The 15,995-nt window shown below is 48.1% G+C and carries 33 protein-coding genes; 7 read left to right on the top strand and 26 right to left on the bottom strand.

The genetic code is table 11. The annotated features are described in order from the left end of the window. The 23 genes from LCM29_RS15290 to LCM29_RS03660 form a co-directional block, all read right to left on the bottom strand. Window positions 1-198, bottom strand: a complete 198-nt coding sequence (locus tag LCM29_RS15290; RefSeq protein WP_412093982.1) for a Holliday junction resolvase RecU — start codon at window positions 196-198, stop codon at window positions 1-3. After that, window positions 156-521, bottom strand: a complete 366-nt coding sequence (locus LCM29_RS03765) for a Holliday junction resolvase RecU (RefSeq protein WP_263600778.1) — start codon at window positions 519-521, stop codon at window positions 156-158. The genes LCM29_RS15290 and LCM29_RS03765 overlap by 43 nt, the downstream gene beginning before the upstream one ends. Beyond that, entirely contained in the window at window positions 518-889 is a 372-nt protein-coding gene (locus tag LCM29_RS03760) for a YopX family protein (RefSeq protein ID WP_224860949.1), read from the bottom strand. Before LCM29_RS03760 ends, LCM29_RS03765 begins: the two co-directional genes overlap by 4 nt. After that, window positions 886-1,137 (bottom strand): hypothetical protein, encoded by a 252-nt coding sequence (locus LCM29_RS03755; protein ID WP_224860947.1) that lies wholly within the window; start codon window positions 1,135-1,137, stop codon window positions 886-888. Before LCM29_RS03755 ends, LCM29_RS03760 begins: the two co-directional genes overlap by 4 nt. After that, window positions 1,134-2,363 carry a winged helix-turn-helix transcriptional regulator gene (locus LCM29_RS03750; RefSeq protein ID WP_224860945.1) on the bottom strand — a complete coding sequence of 410 codons (1,230 nt, stop codon included), beginning with the start codon at window positions 2,361-2,363 and terminating at the stop codon, window positions 1,134-1,136. Before LCM29_RS03750 ends, LCM29_RS03755 begins: the two co-directional genes overlap by 4 nt. Further along, window positions 2,360-2,806 carry a hypothetical protein gene (locus LCM29_RS03745; RefSeq protein WP_224860943.1) on the bottom strand — a complete coding sequence of 149 codons (447 nt, stop codon included), beginning with the start codon at window positions 2,804-2,806 and terminating at the stop codon, window positions 2,360-2,362. The genes LCM29_RS03750 and LCM29_RS03745 overlap by 4 nt, the downstream gene beginning before the upstream one ends. Before the next feature lie 46 nt (window positions 2,807-2,852). Continuing rightward, window positions 2,853-3,314: a hypothetical protein gene (locus tag LCM29_RS03740; RefSeq protein ID WP_224860941.1), complete on the bottom strand. Its 462-nt coding sequence runs from the start codon at window positions 3,312-3,314 to the stop codon at window positions 2,853-2,855. Then, on the bottom strand, window positions 3,304-3,798 hold the full coding sequence (locus LCM29_RS03735; protein WP_224860939.1) for a hypothetical protein: 495 nt from the start codon (window positions 3,796-3,798) through the stop codon (window positions 3,304-3,306). The genes LCM29_RS03740 and LCM29_RS03735 overlap by 11 nt, the downstream gene beginning before the upstream one ends. A gap of 157 nt (window positions 3,799-3,955) precedes the next feature. After that, complete coding sequence (locus LCM29_RS03730; protein WP_214783320.1) at window positions 3,956-4,114, bottom strand: hypothetical protein; 159 nt, start codon at window positions 4,112-4,114, stop codon at window positions 3,956-3,958. 34 nt (window positions 4,115-4,148) lie between these two features. Further along, window positions 4,149-4,553 carry a hypothetical protein gene (locus tag LCM29_RS03725; RefSeq protein WP_224860937.1) on the bottom strand — a complete coding sequence of 135 codons (405 nt, stop codon included), beginning with the start codon at window positions 4,551-4,553 and terminating at the stop codon, window positions 4,149-4,151. Between the two features lies 1 nt (window position 4,554). Continuing rightward, window positions 4,555-4,935 carry a hypothetical protein gene (locus tag LCM29_RS03720; protein WP_224860935.1) on the bottom strand — a complete coding sequence of 127 codons (381 nt, stop codon included), beginning with the start codon at window positions 4,933-4,935 and terminating at the stop codon, window positions 4,555-4,557. Continuing rightward, window positions 4,932-5,903 (bottom strand): DnaD domain-containing protein, encoded by a 972-nt coding sequence (locus tag LCM29_RS03715; RefSeq protein WP_224860933.1) that lies wholly within the window; start codon window positions 5,901-5,903, stop codon window positions 4,932-4,934. Before LCM29_RS03715 ends, LCM29_RS03720 begins: the two co-directional genes overlap by 4 nt. Continuing rightward, on the bottom strand, window positions 5,903-6,043 hold the full coding sequence (locus LCM29_RS03710; RefSeq protein ID WP_224860931.1) for a hypothetical protein: 141 nt from the start codon (window positions 6,041-6,043) through the stop codon (window positions 5,903-5,905). Before LCM29_RS03710 ends, LCM29_RS03715 begins: the two co-directional genes overlap by 1 nt. Continuing rightward, window positions 6,043-6,483 carry a single-stranded DNA-binding protein gene (gene ssb, locus LCM29_RS03705; protein ID WP_224860929.1) on the bottom strand — a complete coding sequence of 147 codons (441 nt, stop codon included), beginning with the start codon at window positions 6,481-6,483 and terminating at the stop codon, window positions 6,043-6,045. Before ssb ends, LCM29_RS03710 begins: the two co-directional genes overlap by 1 nt. Continuing rightward, window positions 6,476-6,646, bottom strand: a complete 171-nt coding sequence (locus tag LCM29_RS03700) for a hypothetical protein (protein WP_224860927.1) — start codon at window positions 6,644-6,646, stop codon at window positions 6,476-6,478. The genes ssb and LCM29_RS03700 overlap by 8 nt, the downstream gene beginning before the upstream one ends. Beyond that, on the bottom strand, window positions 6,643-7,548 hold the full coding sequence (locus LCM29_RS03695) for a recombinase RecT (protein ID WP_224860925.1): 906 nt from the start codon (window positions 7,546-7,548) through the stop codon (window positions 6,643-6,645). The genes LCM29_RS03700 and LCM29_RS03695 overlap by 4 nt, the downstream gene beginning before the upstream one ends. Window positions 7,549-7,560: 12 nt before the next feature. Beyond that, window positions 7,561-8,529 carry a YqaJ viral recombinase family protein gene (locus LCM29_RS03690; RefSeq protein ID WP_224860923.1) on the bottom strand — a complete coding sequence of 323 codons (969 nt, stop codon included), beginning with the start codon at window positions 8,527-8,529 and terminating at the stop codon, window positions 7,561-7,563. After that, a complete protein-coding gene (locus tag LCM29_RS03685) occupies window positions 8,526-8,819 on the bottom strand; it encodes a hypothetical protein (RefSeq protein WP_224860921.1) in 294 nt (97 codons plus the stop codon). Before LCM29_RS03685 ends, LCM29_RS03690 begins: the two co-directional genes overlap by 4 nt. Beyond that, entirely contained in the window at window positions 8,819-9,031 is a 213-nt protein-coding gene (locus tag LCM29_RS03680; protein WP_224860919.1) for a hypothetical protein, read from the bottom strand. The genes LCM29_RS03685 and LCM29_RS03680 overlap by 1 nt, the downstream gene beginning before the upstream one ends. After that, the gene (locus LCM29_RS03675; protein ID WP_224860917.1) at window positions 9,028-9,213 is read right to left on the bottom strand and encodes a hypothetical protein; all 186 of its coding nucleotides are present in this window, start codon (window positions 9,211-9,213) and stop codon (window positions 9,028-9,030) included. The genes LCM29_RS03680 and LCM29_RS03675 overlap by 4 nt, the downstream gene beginning before the upstream one ends. Window positions 9,214-9,303: 90 nt before the next feature. Further along, on the bottom strand, window positions 9,304-9,546 hold the full coding sequence (locus LCM29_RS03670) for a helix-turn-helix domain-containing protein (RefSeq protein ID WP_224860915.1): 243 nt from the start codon (window positions 9,544-9,546) through the stop codon (window positions 9,304-9,306). A 13-nt stretch (window positions 9,547-9,559) separates the two neighbouring features. Then, on the bottom strand, window positions 9,560-10,339 hold the full coding sequence (locus tag LCM29_RS03665) for an ORF6C domain-containing protein (protein WP_224860913.1): 780 nt from the start codon (window positions 10,337-10,339) through the stop codon (window positions 9,560-9,562). Window positions 10,340-10,423: 84 nt separating this feature from the next. Then, window positions 10,424-10,672 (bottom strand): helix-turn-helix transcriptional regulator, encoded by a 249-nt coding sequence (locus tag LCM29_RS03660; protein ID WP_224860911.1) that lies wholly within the window; start codon window positions 10,670-10,672, stop codon window positions 10,424-10,426. 185 nt (window positions 10,673-10,857) lie between these two features. Here LCM29_RS03660 and LCM29_RS03655 point away from each other — a divergent pair, with 185 nt between their 5' ends. Continuing rightward, on the top strand, window positions 10,858-11,325 hold the full coding sequence (locus LCM29_RS03655; RefSeq protein WP_224860909.1) for a helix-turn-helix domain-containing protein: 468 nt from the start codon (window positions 10,858-10,860) through the stop codon (window positions 11,323-11,325). A 9-nt stretch (window positions 11,326-11,334) separates the two neighbouring features. Here the strand turns inward: LCM29_RS03655 and LCM29_RS03650 are convergent, their stop codons facing one another. Further along, on the bottom strand, window positions 11,335-11,511 hold the full coding sequence (locus tag LCM29_RS03650) for a hypothetical protein (protein ID WP_224860907.1): 177 nt from the start codon (window positions 11,509-11,511) through the stop codon (window positions 11,335-11,337). Between the two features lie 241 nt (window positions 11,512-11,752). On the opposite strand from LCM29_RS03650, the gene LCM29_RS03645 reads away from it, so the two are divergent. From LCM29_RS03645 to LCM29_RS03635, 3 genes are all read left to right on the top strand, one after another. Beyond that, window positions 11,753-12,211 (top strand): SHOCT domain-containing protein, encoded by a 459-nt coding sequence (locus LCM29_RS03645; protein WP_224860905.1) that lies wholly within the window; start codon window positions 11,753-11,755, stop codon window positions 12,209-12,211. 345 nt (window positions 12,212-12,556) lie between these two features. Continuing rightward, window positions 12,557-13,114, top strand: a complete 558-nt coding sequence (locus LCM29_RS03640; RefSeq protein ID WP_224860903.1) for a hypothetical protein — start codon at window positions 12,557-12,559, stop codon at window positions 13,112-13,114. Between the two features lie 122 nt (window positions 13,115-13,236). Further along, on the top strand, window positions 13,237-13,932 hold the full coding sequence (locus LCM29_RS03635) for a queuosine precursor transporter (RefSeq protein WP_074034510.1): 696 nt from the start codon (window positions 13,237-13,239) through the stop codon (window positions 13,930-13,932). A gap of 38 nt (window positions 13,933-13,970) precedes the next feature. Here the strand turns inward: LCM29_RS03635 and LCM29_RS03630 are convergent, their stop codons facing one another. Continuing rightward, on the bottom strand, window positions 13,971-14,219 hold the full coding sequence (locus LCM29_RS03630) for a hypothetical protein (protein WP_214692196.1): 249 nt from the start codon (window positions 14,217-14,219) through the stop codon (window positions 13,971-13,973). Window positions 14,220-14,366: 147 nt separating this feature from the next. On the opposite strand from LCM29_RS03630, the gene LCM29_RS03625 reads away from it, so the two are divergent. The 3 genes from LCM29_RS03625 (at window position 14,367) to LCM29_RS03615 (ending at window position 15,792) form a co-directional block, all read left to right on the top strand. Further along, window positions 14,367-14,723, top strand: a complete 357-nt coding sequence (locus tag LCM29_RS03625) for a PilZ domain-containing protein (RefSeq protein ID WP_214745176.1) — start codon at window positions 14,367-14,369, stop codon at window positions 14,721-14,723. A gap of 88 nt (window positions 14,724-14,811) precedes the next feature. After that, complete coding sequence (locus tag LCM29_RS03620) at window positions 14,812-15,453, top strand: hypothetical protein (protein WP_224860901.1); 642 nt, start codon at window positions 14,812-14,814, stop codon at window positions 15,451-15,453. Window positions 15,454-15,519: 66 nt separating this feature from the next. After that, window positions 15,520-15,792 carry a hypothetical protein gene (locus LCM29_RS03615; protein WP_074034514.1) on the top strand — a complete coding sequence of 91 codons (273 nt, stop codon included), beginning with the start codon at window positions 15,520-15,522 and terminating at the stop codon, window positions 15,790-15,792. A gap of 63 nt (window positions 15,793-15,855) precedes the next feature. Here the strand turns inward: LCM29_RS03615 and LCM29_RS15175 are convergent, their stop codons facing one another. Further along, the gene (locus tag LCM29_RS15175) at window positions 15,856-15,984 is read right to left on the bottom strand and encodes a hypothetical protein (protein ID WP_256441151.1); all 129 of its coding nucleotides are present in this window, start codon (window positions 15,982-15,984) and stop codon (window positions 15,856-15,858) included. Between the last annotated feature and the right edge of the window lie 11 nt (window positions 15,985-15,995).

The following is a 15,995-nucleotide window of genomic DNA, read 5'->3' as shown; positions in this document are numbered from 1 at the left end:
TCAATCACGTTCGCCTAGCTCCTCTCGGACGACACTCAACCAATCGAGCGCCGCCGCACTCTGACTACGCACCACCTTGCAGTTGTCCACGAACCACTGATACGGGATGCTCTTGCGTTCCTTTTGCGTCCACCAGTACCGTAGCTGTTCAGCGCTCAGGTAGTACGTCTCGCCCCAGTAGGAGAAGCGGACGAGCAGGAAGGCGATGCCGCCCGCCTTGTCCGCTTCTCCACGACTGTCGTGTACTGATGGTGCTCGATGTTGCCGAGCGGGAAGCTCGTCTTGTTCGCTGTCTGTTTGGTGTCGAACGTGATGTAGTTGCCGTCTGCGATGCCGTAGAAGTCGAGTCCTGCCTTGCCCTTATGGAACGCGTTGACGATTTGCCCGTTGCGCCCCCGTATCGTCTTGACCTCAGCGTGCGCCTGATGGATCAACGCCTCCTGCCGCATGCGATAGACGTGGTTACTCTGGATGACGAGGGCTTCGAGGTCTTTGCCTCGGTTTTTTACACTCGTGGTCATTCGTCCACCTCCAGCAGGTAAGGATGTTCGTGGACATTTCCAGCCACCGCAACTAACTCTAGTAAATGCCTCAAAAATACAGCTCCATATTCCTCAATTAATAGCCAAGTCCCATCAATATCTCTTTCGACTTTACCGAAAACTAATTGGTCCCGATCAATGCGTTCAGTAATATCACCTTCATAAATTTCAGTTCCATCCTTGTCCTTAAACCCTGTATACAAATCCCTAGACACAATCTCGTAACTCGGTTTGAAAATCTGATGATTTGGGTCGAGTCTCTCGATTCCTTCAAGCGTGTGATATAGACGATGCGTGATGTTCTTAGCTGGTTCTGTCACGATGTAGCGATATTTAATCTCTCTCATTCACTCGCCCCCATTTCTCGTTCAATCTCGATGATGCAATCCATCAACCGCTCGTTCTCCGCCTCTTTCGCACGCAACTGCTCTCGCGCCTTCCGCAATGACCCGTTGAGCATCAGATTCATCGTAGCCAGCGCTTCTTTTTGGCTTTCGAGCGCATCGGTGTCTTCCTTCAACTCGTCGATGCGATTCTGCAGCAAGATGGCGTAGATGCCGAGTCCGATGGCAGTCAGTCCGTAGAGTATGGTCATTTCGTCAACTCCCTTTCCAACGTGTATTGAATCGTCGTGCGCTCGATCAGCTTGCCGTCCTCCACGACCACCTCGACATCGTGCGCCACGTCATGAATCTCCTGCGAGCGTGCCGTCAAATATTCGCCCCACACGTCCTTGTCGCGGTTGATGACGCGTGTGGACGGCTTCTTGTGCTCGTGCGGTGCGCCGATGAGTTCAGATACTTCCTCGGCTTTGAACGCGGTCACGGCGCTTTCTAGGCTTGCTGTCGTCGTTTCTTTCACGGGCGGTTCCTCCTTTTGGTCAAGTGGGTGGATGAGATACGGTGCTTTCGGTTTGGCTGCTTTCGGTGAACGCTTCTTCCGACCGTCGACTATTTTCCACTCTTTCCCGTGCGACTCTTTGACACGGTAGTAAGTGCCTCGGCTGATACCTGCTGCTTCGATGACTTTTTCGGTGGTCAAGCCCTGTTCGAACAGGCTGCCAATCCGATCAGCCAACTCCTGAAAGTCAGTCGTGCGAGATTTAGTATTCGCCACCTGCTTCTCCTCCTTCTCCCGTTTCGCTCTCCCATCGTGTTTCTCGCGATTGAACCGATTCGTCATATCACGTTTCGCGGGCTTGATGTCGTACTCTCGACGTAGTTTGCTCAATTGATTCTGAGTAATCCCGAGTTCTTTCATAATTTCTTTGTTCGTCATCGTCTCGACAAGTTGCTTCACTTGTCCGGCGAGTCGCTCGCAATCTTCGGCGGTCAACCAGGTGCGTTTGAGGTCATCACGCTTAAGGTCTCGGATGGCAATATGGACGGTGCCTACGGAAACATTGAACTCTTTCGCCACCTCTTTTTGAGTCGCACCAGATTCCAACGCCTTGATGATTTGCAGGTTCCGTTCCTCGATCCGTTGAGCTTCCGTCCGGACCATGTGAGACAATCCGTGACGTTCGAGCAAGGCCCACATCTCTTTATCAGAGGCGATACCAGCGAAACGTTTGAACGAGTGCACCGTCGGGTTTCGTTCGAGCGCTTCTGTCAATTCTTCTTTCGATAGGTTGCTGTAATGGAATTCCTTGGTGCAAACCTTACGCTGCTTCTGTTGAATGTCTCGGACAATCGGCTCCAACGTCTCGGGCGTCACCTCATAGAGACGGGCGAGTTCGTCAAGTTGCATTCCATTCTTATATTGTTTCTGCACCACATCGATGCGAATCGGCGCTTGCGGCTCATTCAGTTCGGTCGTCATGGTCTGTCTCCTTTCTTCAAGTCGTGGCGTTTAATCATCTCGCTGATGCGCTGTTTCGAGACGCCGAGCTCTTCGGCAATCTTCATTTGTGTCCAGCCTTTGCTGTATAGGTTCTCGATCTGTTCGAGCTGGCTCACCGTCTTGATGCCGTAGCGACGGCAGAGTGTGTCGACATAACTCCGGTCGATGCCTAAGAGTGCGCCGATCTGTTTGCGGTTGTAGCCCTCATGAGCGAGTCGTTTCATCTCCTGCATGCGCCATTCGGTCTTCTCGGACGGTCGCGGCGGTCTGCCGTTGCCGACCTTCTCGATCTCCCGTTTCGCTGACCAGCCGTGTTCCTTCACGACGGCTTGGATGTCCTTTTTCTTGAGGCCCATGAGTCGGGCGATCTGCAGAGGCGACATGCCTCGCTCGGTTCGTTTCTTGATAAGTTGTAGCTGCACACTGTACGGGATGTCCTTGTCCTCGACCAATGCGCCGAGTTCGTCGTCAATCATGTCGTTCACTCTCCCAAAATGTCACATCGTATTTCCCTTCAAGCACGCTTGCCACTTGCGAGATGAGGCGGTTCCGAAGGTTGAAGTAATGCTGACGCGAGATGGATAATGCCGCCGCCGTCCGTTCGGGTGTGAAGCGGTGACGGGGATGGTACACATGGTTCCAGATGTAGCGCTCGTCGTCCGTGATGAGGTCGTACTGGTCTTCGAGCAACTTCCGAAGGCGTTCCATCTGGCCGATCTCATCACGCTTTATGGCGAGGCTTGCCGTCGGGTCAGACGGGGAGGCATTGCGACTCCCCTCCTGGACCGTGTAGCTGGCGGTGACGGCTTGCTCGGCTCTCATCTTGGCGCTCTCGATTTTCGATGGCATGCGGTGATAGTCGAAAAGGAGACGCTCGATGCGTTTCCGCTCCTTCTTGGATAACTTCGTGCTCAATAGTTCATCTTGCATCCGGTGTGTCTCCTTTCTTCATGACAGCGAGGTACGTGTCGCCGTCGAAGGCGAAGTCCGAGGTGATCTCCCCGACCTGCGTATAGCCCATCGCCTCGTATTGTTTGATGAGTCGTTCGAGTTTGTAGATGTCACGGCACCGCAACGCCTTATAGCCGCTTCGTACGAAACCGCAGGCGAGCGAGTGCCAATGCTTGGCGTCTTCCGTTAGCTCCCGCTTCTTCTTCATCTTGTGCTTCGAGCGCTGTTTCTTACTCTCGCTGATCGAGATGAAGCGTTTCGGCATGTCGGGTTGTATCTCTGGCTTTTGCGGGATGCGGCGGGTCGGGTCGACTGCGCCCATCTCCCTAAGTACGTCAGCGACTTCCATCGTCGTGACCGTGTATTCGGCACGTGGATCTAAGTTATGTTCAACCGTGATGACGTGTGCGTTCATGCCGTTCGAATAGAGTGTCAGTATTTTGCGTTTCATTCGTTTGTCCAAGGGTGTACCTCCCATCCCTCTTTCAACAGCAACTGCAACTCGCATTGACTAAATGCGTCGTATAGCGTGGCACGTGTTTCCCCTTCCATCCGCACGAGATACATCAAGCGTGTACCCCGATACCGGACGAAGGTTTGCGGCTTCTTCTTGCGGCGGTTCATTTGAGCACCCACTCGTTCGAGTCGAGCAGGGCGTACAGTTCGTCTTCGGAGACGTCCTTCACGTCCTTGATGCGGTTGTCGACGATGACGTGGAGCGTCAGCCTGTCTGGAAAGAGTAGATAGCGTGTCGTGCCTTCTGTGCGTTCGTAGTGCATGTCAGCATCCTCCTATCTAATGATTTGACGGCAGTTACATCCCAAACACACCTAAATTGTGTATATCTATCTCAAAACTTACGGAATGTTCAGGGTTGACAGTTATTCGTCTTCGGTAGATTGGATTTTCGGTGTTCAACAAGGTTGCTTTATATCCCTTATAAAGAATCGGGTGTCTATTCATTGCATCCTCGTGGATGTAACAATAGACATGAAATGACCCGGCCTCTTCCTCAGGTGACAGCTCGCAAGCTCCGTCCATCCATGATTCGTGAATCCAATCAGATACTTCATCTTCGTGATTTGTAATCATGTAGCGTTCTTCATATTCGCTGTAAACGAAGTAAACGTTATTATGCGGTGCGCAGTCAGTGAGATGTTCTTTCAGAAGTCGCATCGCTTCAGTCCAACTATCTGTTTTGGAATAATACTCAATCATCTCAACGTCCTCCCTTTACCTGTTCAAAGTGTCGTTTCATCTGGATCCGTTCGCTCTTTGGCATTTGCTTCAACTCGTGGTGGTCCATCGAGCGCTTCACTACCCGTTCATGGCAGCTATAGCGTTTGGCGATCTCCTTCATCGAGAGCACCTCTTCGTAATACGCGTGATAGAGGTCACGGAACGGGATGATTCTCGCCTGTACACCGTTGCCAGCGTACACATGAGTGGGGCGAACCCACCCATGCAGCTTGGCGTATTTGTAGATGGTCTTTCGGTCGACGTGGTGACGCCTGGCGATGTCCTCGACGCGCTCTCGGCTCGTCCGATAGTCGTGCCCGAAGGACTCGATGATATGCGGTTCAATCTCCTGATTATTCATGAGCCACCTCTCAACTCGGCGAACATTTTGGCCATTTCCTCGTCGTCCGGCACACTGGCGGCTAACTCGTCTTGGCGACGCTTATCGTGCTCCCGTTGTTTGTTCGCCTCTTCCTCGAGCCAGGCGGGAGCGTCTTTCATCGCTGTTTCTTGCTGGTCATAACCCCGTTTCGGTTGTGAACGTTTCGCTTCGAACGCTTCGATGGCTTCACGGGTCAACAAGTTTTTCTCTCGTTTGTCCTTTATGATCTTCTTGGCATAGTTCCAGTTGCGGACCCCGTTGGTCACACTCTGTTCCAAGGCGTAACGAACGACATCGTAAGAAGAATCTTCTAGTTCATATCGCATCTCATCGATGATGAAAGTCGTCGCATTGCCGAATCCTTCGTTTTGAAAGAAAGAAACCAAGTCAGCCAATTCGTTCCGAGGCGATGGTGACGATTCGTCATTTGCACCTTTTTCTTCTTCTTTTGTTTCTTCTTTTGTTTCTTCTTTTTTTTCTTCTTCTTCTTTTGTTTGCCCCCGATTCGTACCACGATTCGTCGACGATTCGTACCACGATTCGTAAATCTCCCGTATCGAGTCGACCGGAACATGTGGCGCGACCAGTTGAATGTATGGCCGATGCTTGACGTTACGCAGTTCCTTGGTCACCAGGTCGACAATCGGTTTCCCCGCTCGTTTGAAATTGTGCTTGCCCCAGTTGAGGATGACGACCTCGCGCGTTTCTGGATTGTAGTCGATGAGTTTGTGATGGCGGATGAACCGGTCCATCAAGGCGTTGATGCTTTCGATGGAATAACCTAGTTCGAAGGCCATCGTCTTCTTCGTGATCTGGTAGATGCCAATTTGTGTCGTGCTCGGGTTCGTGAGGAGGTACAGGTAGAACAGTCTGTCTTCCGGTGTGAACTCCTCGACCACTTTCGGGTCTGTCCAAAACTCCGTTTGGACGGGTCGGTATACGCCCATTAGGTTCCACTCCATTCTTCATAGCGTTTGTATTCAGCGTTCATGTCGTTCATCAGCTGTGTGATGTCAACATTGGAACGGGCGAAGAAGACCATCGTCTCCTCCTGCCCATTCCGTTCGTAATAGAGTCGCAACCACATCAGAACGGCAGGTCATCATCTGACAAATCGATTTTGCCACCACCTGAGAATGGGTCATTTGTGAAGTTCGATTGTGGTGTTTCTTGTCTCGGCTGACTCGGTGCTGACGATTTCCCCTGCCCTTTCAGTTCGAGGAAGCGGACACTATCAGCGACCACTTCGGCACGCTGGCGTTTCTGTCCGTCCTGTCCTTCATAGCTGCTGATTTGGAGACGACCATCGACACCTGCCATGTTGCCCTTCTTCAAATACTGGGCGACGTTCTCGGCTTGTTTGCGCCACACGGTGCAGTCGATGAAGTCCGTCTCCTTCTTGCCGTCCTGTCCGCCGAACGGACGGTCACACGCTAATGTGAATCGTGCAACGGCGATGCCGCTCTGGGTATATCGCATCTCTGGATCTCGTGTCAGTCTGCCTACTAATACAACTCGGTTAATCATGTTTAATCGTCTCCCTCTCACCTTTGGTTGGATAAAATACGTTCTTGCGTCGGTCAATGTCACGCATCAGGGCTTGTTCTTGCTCCAAGCCCCAGTATTCCGATGCCTGCGTATCAAACTCGATGACTTCTTCTACAGTTTCTTGCTCTTCGAATGGGGTCATTGTCCGTTCACCTCGAATGGCATTTCTTGCTGTGCCTCGATGACTTCCGGACCCACTTCCGCGTCGTGTTTCGTGTCTACATATGAACTATCGATGACACCTTCTTGAGTGACTGATGATTGGCGGATAGTTGAGACGCTGTTATCGGCTGCGATAAGTTCCCCGACTGGTTGCAAGTGACCGTCCTCTCGTTCGATTGACAACGGAGCAGTTTTGAGTAACTTGAGGATGACTGTTTTACGTGACATCTCGATGAAGTGATCCTTCCAGGGGCCGAATACGTTGCCCGACTTGTCTTTCGACTTCGTGAAACGGTCACGGTGCTTCTCGACCTGATTACGACTCATGACGACAAAATCTGAACCGCCATCTTTCAAGTGATAGACTGCGTAGAAGTGAGTCACTTTATCGGGGTCGTCTTCGCCGTTCGGTATATGGTGAAGATCTTTGTTCAGTCCGTACGAGTAATGGAAATCGTCTCCTTCGTACACTTCATGTGCATATAACTGCTTGAGCTCACCTGAGCGACGAGCAAGGTCGATCGCTCCCTTAAATCCGAGTTGGAACTGCGCCTCCATCCGCTTCGTCTTCCCATTCCAGAAAGGAAGGATGTAGGCATGACCGATGAGGTTCGGTTCGACACCTAGTGCTGCACAGTTGACGATGGCACCAACGAGAGTCATTGGTTCACATTCGAACAATTTTGGGTTTCGACTTGCAGCGTTAAGTCCGAGTCGTGTGAGACGTTCGGGTGTGACGTGTTTTGGCACGAGTGATTGAATCGCCTTATAGTTAGCGGCGAGCATCCGCTCAAGTCCTTTTTCCGGTGTCAGGGCTGGTGTTTGCGTCTGTTGTTGGGTCCGATTTGCGAGTGCCGTTTTTGCATCTGCTGTATTGGCCATGATGGTTCCTCCTTATTTGACTTCTTTAATTGAAAAGCGACGTGTCGGATTGCCGACCTTGCGATACTTCTCGACGATATCGGGATGATCGATGAGCAGTTGACGTGCATCGACCGTTTCTCGTGCTTTGACGTTTTTCCATTCGACGATGTGGTTACGCCCGATTCCAATCTCGGCGTTACCGATGAGCGCTTTGAGCTTGTTCTCTGCGTCGAGCTTGTCCGTTTTGGCGGCGTCCATACGTTCAGTTGCTTCGCGATATTGCTCGATGAGCGCCTCTGCTTCGTCCGGCAACTCTGTTTCTGATTCGTTCTCTGCCTGTGGGAACATGGCGCCAATCAAAGTCACCGATGCGTTAGAACCATCGAACGGCGGAGGCACTTTCGTCAGTACGTGGTTGTTCCAAAAGTTAGAAGCGGCGTCGATCATCAGTTCGATGAGTTCGTTATCTCGCTCGACCGTCTTGTGAACGAAGCGTTGACCACCGATGAGGACCGCGATGTGTGCCCGCTCGTATCCTGTGACAGCCAAGTAGTGCATCACTTGGATGAGGTATTCCATTGGCACCTGTTCGCCTTCCCATTCCTTGGCTCGATATGCCGACGAGGTCTTGCACTCGATGATTTCGGGTTTTCCTACAACAACCCGGTCGAGATTAGCGATCAGAAACGGATAATCAGGATGGCTGAGCATCCGTGTGTCGTTACCGACCTCAAGTCCGGTGCGTGTACCGAATTCTTGAGCCACCACTTCTTCAAGCATGTTGCCCCAGTACGCGGCCTCACTTGTCTCGTCTTCATGTGGTGACTCGCCTACTTTATCGAGGTAGACACCCATCGGAGATTTATACTTGTTTAACCCAAGGATGCCTGCGATGTCCGATCCACCAATGCCGTTTCGACGAAGTTCAAGCCATTCTTCTCGGCTCATGTCTTTCGTGTCGGCAATTGGAATTGCATTCATTTTCAATTGAGGGTTCATACCGCTGTCCCTCCCTGTTCTTTGAGCATCGTTTCGTAGCAGACATGTTTGACACGCTTGGCACCGTATTCTTGTGCGAGTCGTTCGTAGCGAAGCTCGACCTCGCTTTTTGGCATCTGGCGAACGATGTCTTGTTGAAACTCCAGTGCGATTTCGATTTGATACAAGGCGTCGTAGATTGGCCCTGTGATATTGGCGTTAAGGTTTCCGAGTTTCTCGATGGCTTTGATGGCGTCGTTTAGATCAGCGACGACTTCGTTTAAGCCGTTGATTTTGTCGTAAGCGTCCATTAGTACTCCTCCTTTTGGAAAGTCTGCTCGAACAGGTCCTGCAATTGGCGCAACGTGTTGAACACGCCCTGCTCGTAGCTGTAATCGAGGTCCTTATAGTGCAATTGCTCAATCGCATCGTTGGCGTCCGAGCGTAGCTGTTTGAGTTGATGGTGGAAGGCGTCGAGCTGTTGCTCACGCTCTTCGAGTTGGTCGTGCGCTTGGATGTTCATGCGTCCTCCCCCTTTGTACTGAGGTAGCTGATCCCTGCGAAGACTGTCGCGAGGGTTAGTGTGACGGCGGCGCCGATAAGGTAGTAGTCGTATTGACCGAGTAGCATCGTCAGTAAGAGTGATGCGAGTGCGGCGTAGCCTGTCGTTTCGAACAGGATGTCGGTTTGGCGTTCAGTGAGCATGTTATCCTCCATTTTTGAGGCGCCCCGTGGTATACTCAAGGTGTCGAATCATTGAGCAGGCGGGGTCTTTTCCTCGTCTGTTTTTTGCGTTCATTTGTTGAGTTGGTCGAGCCAGTCGTAGAGTGCCGAGCGTTCGATGAGCACCCGCTTCTCGATCTTGACGTGAGGCAAGCCGTTCTCGCGGATATGCTTATCAACGGACCAGCGACTCAACTTGAGCTCCTCGCATACCTCGTTGATGGTCATGTACTCACGGTGCGGCTTGGCGTACTCTTGCATGACCTTGGCGACGGCTGACTCGATCAGTTGGAACATGGCTTGCGTGTCGAACATGGAATGACTCCTTTCAATCTAGATTCAATTCGATTTGGTCGTTTAGTTGATGGATGGCCATGCGGTTTTCCGTGCTTGGTGTCCACTCTCGGATGAAAACGTTCGCCTCTTGCAACTTCACGCGAGGCAGGTCGCCTTTGAGCACGATGCCGAAGTAATTCTTGTACTCCTTCCAAAACTGCGCGAACACCGTCTGACGTAACGAGGCATCCCGATAGGCTTGCGCCTTCTTACCGCCGAGCGCTTCGACCACTCGTTTGTTGATGGAACTGTCGAGCTTGCGTTCGTCGCGGGATGACAGACGCATTTCACTTTTGAGCATTTTCACGTCTTCTTCGATGTCGCCCGTCTTCTCAATCAGATCAGCGACACCTCGGAACAATTGAGGCAACGATTCGCTCGCTTGCTTCGGCATCCGAAACTCTCCGGTTTGTCGAATCTCTCGAAGGATTTGTTTCACAACTTTCTTCATTTGTTTAGCGATTGGCTTGCGTGACTGGAAGAACACTTCGTATAAACCGTCCTCCGTCACGAATGAAACTCGACGTTGTTGACCTGCACTAAGGATTGTTGAGTTCAGCTTTTCATCCTCATCTACGGTACGAAGCATTTCTGTCGGGTTGCTGTGCTCGATCCATTCAGCGACGTCCTTGGCCAAGAACAACGGTTCTTCTTTTGTGCCATAGATTTCAATCTCGCGTCCGAGGATTTCTTCGGTATGGATTACTTTTAACTCGTTCGCTTGAGTTACTACGTCCATCACCTGGAACATTGGTGTTTTGAATTCGTTCATTCGATTCATCCTTTCAAGGTTCGATTGTTTACATAAGAGGAATATGATATTAAACTGTGATTACCGGTATTACCTGTAAAAATGTTAAATCTCGTTCTCATACCATTTATTATGGTACTTTTCTTCAAAAAAAAGCTCTTCGACTGTCGATTCTAAAATCTCAGCGATCAGTAGCGCTGCGCCAACCTTCACGCTCGTCAATCCCTTCTCCATGTCATGGTAAGGTTGTGACCGAGAGTAGCCAAGGCATCGGGCCATGTGTTTCTGCGTGATCCCTAGCGCCTGTCTCCGACGTCGTAACGCTTCGCGTGGATGCGTTTCTTTGACTGCCATGTTCGTATTCACCTCGCTTTCTGCTTGCTACACACTTATCATATACCTGTTAAACAGGTAAGTCAACCATTAAAACAGGATTTTTTTACATTTATTTGATGTATACCATTTAAACCGATATATTTATACATAGAAGATGGTCATCTCCCTCATTTTCTATGTATGATGTGGAAGGAGGATTTGAGATGAACGAAACAACTGAGAGGGATGTCATTACAATGCCGAAGGAATCGAAGCAAATAAATAAAGAACAAGATCAGCTGGCGAAAGACTTCGGTCAGCGTCTTGCCTATCTCCGTAATCGCAAAGGATGGAGTCAGACGGAGGCGGCCAAACGACTTGGTAAGTCGCAATCAGCTTACTCTGCGTGGGAAAAGGGAGACAACGTGCCCCGCTTCCGCGAGTTGCCTCTTATAAAGGAGCTCATGGAGACGACATACCAATATTTATATGGCGAGACGAACGAGCCACATCCGACTTCGAATAAAGATTTAGAAAAGAAATTTGAAGAGAAGCGAATCCGTGAAGTGTTGGGAATTAATGACGAAGAGGCAAAAATTCTTGGTGAAGACCGAATGAACGCCTTGTACAGCTTCTATCGCTTCCAGCTCGCCGAGAGCTTAGAAAAACGAAATCAAAAAAAGGACGAGTAGTGAGAAAAATCACCGCTTGTCCTTTTCATGTTCCAAGGCTAACTTTAGAAAATCATCGAGTGTATAGATCCGCCTCTCGAGCACACCTGTTTCCACATTAGGAATCAAACCCATTCGACTCTTCTGCAAAACATCATCGACCATTGCTTCGTTGTATGCTACATCCATGACTGCGCGACTTTCCAAGTAGTTCCCCTCACTTTTCCATCGTTTTTGTTACCACCGAACTAGAACATATGTTCGTAATCTATGTCTTAAGTATGATACAACGCACTTATAGATTCAACCATAATTTTGGCTCCCCCTGTAAAATATTGTTCGACAATTTTATCGAATCCGTGTCGAATTGAAACTTTATTTAACAAAGATGGGTATATGTACTATACATGATACAATATGAACGAGAAAATATTAGGAGGTACGACTTATGAATAATGTTTTTGATTTTAAAACCGTTGGTAAAACTCAAGTGACTGTAGAGAATGGTTTTGTTAAAATCGTTCGCCGCGGATTAATGAATCGTTTCAACAATGGCGGCGGAGATAAAAATATCCGAATCAGCTCTCTTTCAGGAATTCAAATAAAAAAGCCTGGTCTTACGCAGGGTTATATCCAGTTCGTTTTCTCGGGCAGTAAAGATACTACCGGAGTAATGGATGCTGTGAGAGACGAGAACTCTATCATGTTTGCAAAGAAAGAATATGACCTGGCTTTAAAATTACGAGATCATGTAGAAGAACTAATCAATCAACCATTGCAGACACAAAATGAAACTTCCTCAAATAGTGCGGCGGACGAATTACTCAAACTCAAGCAATTACTCGACGCTGGGGTGTTGTCTCAGGAAGAATTCGAGACACAAAAAGTAAAACTGTTAAGCAATTGATTAGTGCACAGCATTGTGCACACTTACCGCCCATGCACAGGCGAATTCACAGTTTTAAACACCAATAACTTACAATAACGAATTAGAGAATGGCTCAACCACGCCACATCTCGCACGAATATGCTCCCACGAAAAACCAAATTAGAAATGGTAATGCTGCAGCACGAGTTCGATTCTCGTCGGAGGCATCATAAACACCGCTCAACGAAGCGGTTCAGAGCACTTCCTGTTTATGACAGGAGGTGCTTTTTTTATACTTATCAATCTAATATCGTTTTTGATGAACATTCTGACGACAATCAATGGTACAATTTGGATTACCATATCTTTTACAGGAGGGTTTCGATGAAACGAGCACTTGGGATAGGCACAGTCATGATTTTGTTGGCTTCTTGTTCGCCTAGTCCAGATCAGGACTCAAAACCTGAACCAGTTACAGAAAACACCACTGAAACATCAGAAGAAACCGTCGAAGAATTCACTCTATTTTTCAAAGGCGAACCAACTCAAAAAGAAATTGATATTTTCTGGGGATATTTAAGATCCGAAAGTAGCGATGTGCTCGCTGCATTCGCCGAGGGATCAGAAAGTCTTTGGGCTTGCCAAAACACTTGTGAGAAACCTGACTCGACTGAATCCATTAACCTACAAAATCGTTTGGATCAAACCTTTACTAACATCGAAGAATTGCGAGTGGGTCTTGAACACTTAAAAGAATTTGATATCGACCATATTCAACATGTTGAAATCGATTCCGTTCTTCGATCATTAACCTATTCGCAGGACGTGATCAATCACTTCAAAGAAACGAAGCACCAATTGACATGGAGAGAACAAGCAGACATGCTCGGCAGTGCACGTGGTATTGTAAAAGGTTTGAACATCGAACTGAGCGGTGTCTGACTCCGTTCGTGTATCATGGATTATAGATCAGCCTGAGTGTACCTCACCTTGACATCATTTCCGTTCCTCTATAAACTTGAAAAGTTGAAATCATTGAATAGTTAGAGGAAGGAGCATGATTCATGCTAAACGAATGGTTATGGATTCCTTCTGCCATCCTTACACTCGGTCTTCTCGTCCTCAGTTACAAATTGTTCGGACGGGTCGGATTATATGCTTGGATTGCGATGGCTTCAGTTGTCGCAAATATTCAAGTCACACAACAGATTGTAATTGGCGGATACATTTTTACGCTCGGTAACATCGTCTACGGTTCGCTTTATTTAGCGACTGATATTTTGAACGAAAAACACGGACGAGCTGCGGCTCGAAAAGGGGTATGGCTCGGGTTCTTCATTTTGATCGTTTCGACGGTACTCATGCAGTATGCCCTCTTGTATGAACCGTTCGAAGAAGCGCTCTTCATGCACGAAAGTTTTGAGGCACTCTTCTCGATGCTTCCGTTGATCACACTTGGTAGCCTCGCTGCTTACCTCGTCTCTCAATTGTTTGACGTCTTCGTCTACTCGAAGATTCGCGCCAAAACGGGCGAGAAAAAACTTTGGCTCAGAACGACAGGTTCTACCGTGCTCTCACAGTTAATTGATACGTTCACTTTCTGTATTATCGCTTTCTGGGGAATGGATTGGGACATCTGGTGGAATATCTTCATTACGACGTACGTTGCGAAATTCGTGATTGCTTGGATGGCAACACCATTCATGTACTACGCAAAACGTACGAATCCACAAGATGAAACCGAACAAGACGCTGCATAAAATAAGCCGTAACTTCACTGTCGAAGTTACGGCTTTTCTTATGGTCGTTCAATCTGGATGCGCACAGCATACGGACGGGCTTCTTCAATCGACGCCGATTCTCGACAGACGGTGATCGCTTTGAACGCATCAATGGCGACCGCTTCGATTGTTTGATCGTTCGTTTCGACTTCAAGAATGGTATAAGCGGGTAAGCGCTCGAGTTTAACCCACTCCCCGTTACGTTTTTTTTCGTAGATGACTGGTGTTTGAATCGAGTAACGTCGGAGTAAATCATGTACATTCATCTGATCTCCTCCCTATTCAAATCGTACACCTATTATAGAAAGCGTTTTCACATTTGTAAAGCGAGCTTATCGAAAAATTATACTTATTTCCACTTCATTTCGAATTGTAAATGTCCGATATAGGGAGTAGAGAAATGGGGTGAATTGATGCGTTATCGCAGACAGGAAACTTTTCGCTATATTCTACCGAATCCCCGTACGATCCCTTATCGACTCGTTTGGGAAGAGAAGGAACTTTATGATGGAGAAGGACTTCTTCTGAATGTGAGCTCACACGGACTGAAATTACGATCCGATTATCTTTTTCCACTATCCGATGATTTGCAGGTTCACTTCGTCCTTGATCTCGTTCCGACTCTTCAACCTATTGAGTTGATTGGACATGTCAGACATCGCAGTCAATTAGGTTCATTATACGATTATGGTATTTTGCTTGATGCCAAAATGGACGAAACGCAACAACTTGTCACGATGATTAAAATGTATGCACGTGAAAATAAATGAGAACATGCGATATCGCATCTTCTCATTTTTTCGTGTTTCCAAAAGAGGGTATACTACTATTATGACTATCATTGGGTGAGGTGTTCGTATGACGAGAAAATTTTTATTGATTCCATGGGGTGTGGCCATTGCTTTAGCTATTTTTGGTCCGAACGTACCGTTTGACGGGCGATTCTTACTTGATTTCGTGACGTATAATACGGATGCTTACGAAGGCTATTCTCTTTCCTTATTTAGTATTCTAGGTGTATTTCCATTAGCCATGTTCCCGCTGCTTTGGTCAGAAGTGAACCAATTGAAGCCAAATCCGCTGTTTGCGGCAATCAGTAGTTTCTTCGTAGGAGGCTTCTTACTCGCCCCCTATTTGGCTTTCGCGAGACAATCTCCTTATCCAACTCCCGTTAAACCGCTTCCGACACGCATCCTTGGCGTCGTATTGTTGCTGGTGACAATCGGATTGTTTATCGCCGCCGCAAATACAGGGAATGTAGCAGAATATTGGTCGTATGTGGAGAACAACCAGTTCGTCCGAACGATGACCGTCGATTTCTTTTTATTGGCATTTATTCAGATTACGTTAATGAATCGTGATGCGAAACGGTATAAGATGAGCCTTTGGCCTCTTCCATACATCCCGCTCTTCGGCTTGATCTTCTGGCTCATGATTCGGCATCAAAAACCGTTTAACGAGGCACCACCAAAACGTGAGCGGGCCGAGATGAAACATTGATATCCCGTTTTGTCTCATGAACCGTTATACTAGTTATTAGTTTTTATTATCAAAGGAGATTATCGCATGCGCTATTTTCAAGTCACCTCTTATGTGACTGTTAAGAATGAAGAACTTGTCTTGAATGAATATGTAAAAGTGCCAAATCCAAAAGTAGATCAATTTTTAAAAGAAACGCTAGAGCTTGATCTGTATGATGATCAAGTGACGTTGCGTGAATGTGTTGTCGCAAAAGGAAAGTGGGAATGCCCTGTCGGTGACTTTGTCATCACAGAACATATGGATGAAAAGAAGTTTAATCGTCTACAAAACAGCCGTTCCTCAAAAACGAAAAAGTAAGCTCGACACGAAAAACCTCCTTGTCTAATCGACGAGGAGGTTTTGTCTTACAAGTTAATCCCTTTATTCATCCGATTCTTCATCGGGATCTGGATCAGGGTGTTGGGTCGGAGCCGGTTTTTGTGCCGGGTTTGATTCATCATCCGGAATCGGATCTGGATGTACCCCTGGTTGTGATTCGTCTCGTTTCATCGTATCCCTCC

Origin of the sequence: Exiguobacterium aestuarii (assembly GCF_020171655.1) — a bacterium.
GTDB classification, from domain to species: Bacteria; Bacillota; Bacilli; order Exiguobacteriales; family Exiguobacteriaceae; genus Exiguobacterium; species Exiguobacterium aestuarii_A.
Note: the sequence above shows the minus strand (reverse complement) of the source record. Positions and strands in the feature narration are given on the sequence as shown.

Coding starts and splice junctions, on each gene's coding strand:
- LCM29_RS03765 (WP_263600778.1), bottom strand. CDS start 521: ATGACCACGAGTGTAAAAAACCGAGGCAAAGACCTCGAAGCCCTCGTC.
- LCM29_RS03760 (WP_224860949.1), bottom strand. CDS start 889: ATGAGAGAGATTAAATATCGCTACATCGTGACAGAACCAGCTAAGAAC.
- LCM29_RS03755 (WP_224860947.1), bottom strand. CDS start 1,137: ATGACCATACTCTACGGACTGACTGCCATCGGACTCGGCATCTACGCC.
- LCM29_RS03750 (WP_224860945.1), bottom strand. CDS start 2,363: ATGACGACCGAACTGAATGAGCCGCAAGCGCCGATTCGCATCGATGTG.
- LCM29_RS03740 (WP_224860941.1), bottom strand. CDS start 3,314: ATGCAAGATGAACTATTGAGCACGAAGTTATCCAAGAAGGAGCGGAAA.
- LCM29_RS03730 (WP_214783320.1), bottom strand. CDS start 4,114: ATGCACTACGAACGCACAGAAGGCACGACACGCTATCTACTCTTTCCA.
- LCM29_RS03725 (WP_224860937.1), bottom strand. CDS start 4,553: ATGATTGAGTATTATTCCAAAACAGATAGTTGGACTGAAGCGATGCGA.
- LCM29_RS03720 (WP_224860935.1), bottom strand. CDS start 4,935: ATGAATAATCAGGAGATTGAACCGCATATCATCGAGTCCTTCGGGCAC.
- LCM29_RS03715 (WP_224860933.1), bottom strand. CDS start 5,903: ATGGGCGTATACCGACCCGTCCAAACGGAGTTTTGGACAGACCCGAAA.
- LCM29_RS03710 (WP_224860931.1), bottom strand. CDS start 6,043: ATGTGGTTGCGACTCTATTACGAACGGAATGGGCAGGAGGAGACGATG.
- ssb (WP_224860929.1), bottom strand. CDS start 6,483: ATGATTAACCGAGTTGTATTAGTAGGCAGACTGACACGAGATCCAGAG.
- LCM29_RS03700 (WP_224860927.1), bottom strand. CDS start 6,646: ATGACCCCATTCGAAGAGCAAGAAACTGTAGAAGAAGTCATCGAGTTT.
- LCM29_RS03695 (WP_224860925.1), bottom strand. CDS start 7,548: ATGGCCAATACAGCAGATGCAAAAACGGCACTCGCAAATCGGACCCAA.
- LCM29_RS03690 (WP_224860923.1), bottom strand. CDS start 8,529: ATGAACCCTCAATTGAAAATGAATGCAATTCCAATTGCCGACACGAAA.
- LCM29_RS03685 (WP_224860921.1), bottom strand. CDS start 8,819: ATGGACGCTTACGACAAAATCAACGGCTTAAACGAAGTCGTCGCTGAT.
- LCM29_RS03680 (WP_224860919.1), bottom strand. CDS start 9,031: ATGAACATCCAAGCGCACGACCAACTCGAAGAGCGTGAGCAACAGCTC.
- LCM29_RS03675 (WP_224860917.1), bottom strand. CDS start 9,213: ATGCTCACTGAACGCCAAACCGACATCCTGTTCGAAACGACAGGCTAC.
- LCM29_RS03670 (WP_224860915.1), bottom strand. CDS start 9,546: ATGTTCGACACGCAAGCCATGTTCCAACTGATCGAGTCAGCCGTCGCC.
- LCM29_RS03665 (WP_224860913.1), bottom strand. CDS start 10,339: ATGAACGAATTCAAAACACCAATGTTCCAGGTGATGGACGTAGTAACT.
- LCM29_RS03660 (WP_224860911.1), bottom strand. CDS start 10,672: ATGGCAGTCAAAGAAACGCATCCACGCGAAGCGTTACGACGTCGGAGA.
- LCM29_RS03655 (WP_224860909.1), top strand. CDS start 10,858: ATGAACGAAACAACTGAGAGGGATGTCATTACAATGCCGAAGGAATCG.
- LCM29_RS03645 (WP_224860905.1), top strand. CDS start 11,753: ATGAATAATGTTTTTGATTTTAAAACCGTTGGTAAAACTCAAGTGACT.
- LCM29_RS03640 (WP_224860903.1), top strand. CDS start 12,557: ATGAAACGAGCACTTGGGATAGGCACAGTCATGATTTTGTTGGCTTCT.
- LCM29_RS03635 (WP_074034510.1), top strand. CDS start 13,237: ATGCTAAACGAATGGTTATGGATTCCTTCTGCCATCCTTACACTCGGT.
- LCM29_RS03630 (WP_214692196.1), bottom strand. CDS start 14,219: ATGAATGTACATGATTTACTCCGACGTTACTCGATTCAAACACCAGTC.
- LCM29_RS03625 (WP_214745176.1), top strand. CDS start 14,367: ATGCGTTATCGCAGACAGGAAACTTTTCGCTATATTCTACCGAATCCC.
- LCM29_RS03620 (WP_224860901.1), top strand. CDS start 14,812: ATGACGAGAAAATTTTTATTGATTCCATGGGGTGTGGCCATTGCTTTA.
- LCM29_RS03615 (WP_074034514.1), top strand. CDS start 15,520: ATGCGCTATTTTCAAGTCACCTCTTATGTGACTGTTAAGAATGAAGAA.
- LCM29_RS15175 (WP_256441151.1), bottom strand. CDS start 15,984: ATGAAACGAGACGAATCACAACCAGGGGTACATCCAGATCCGATTCCG.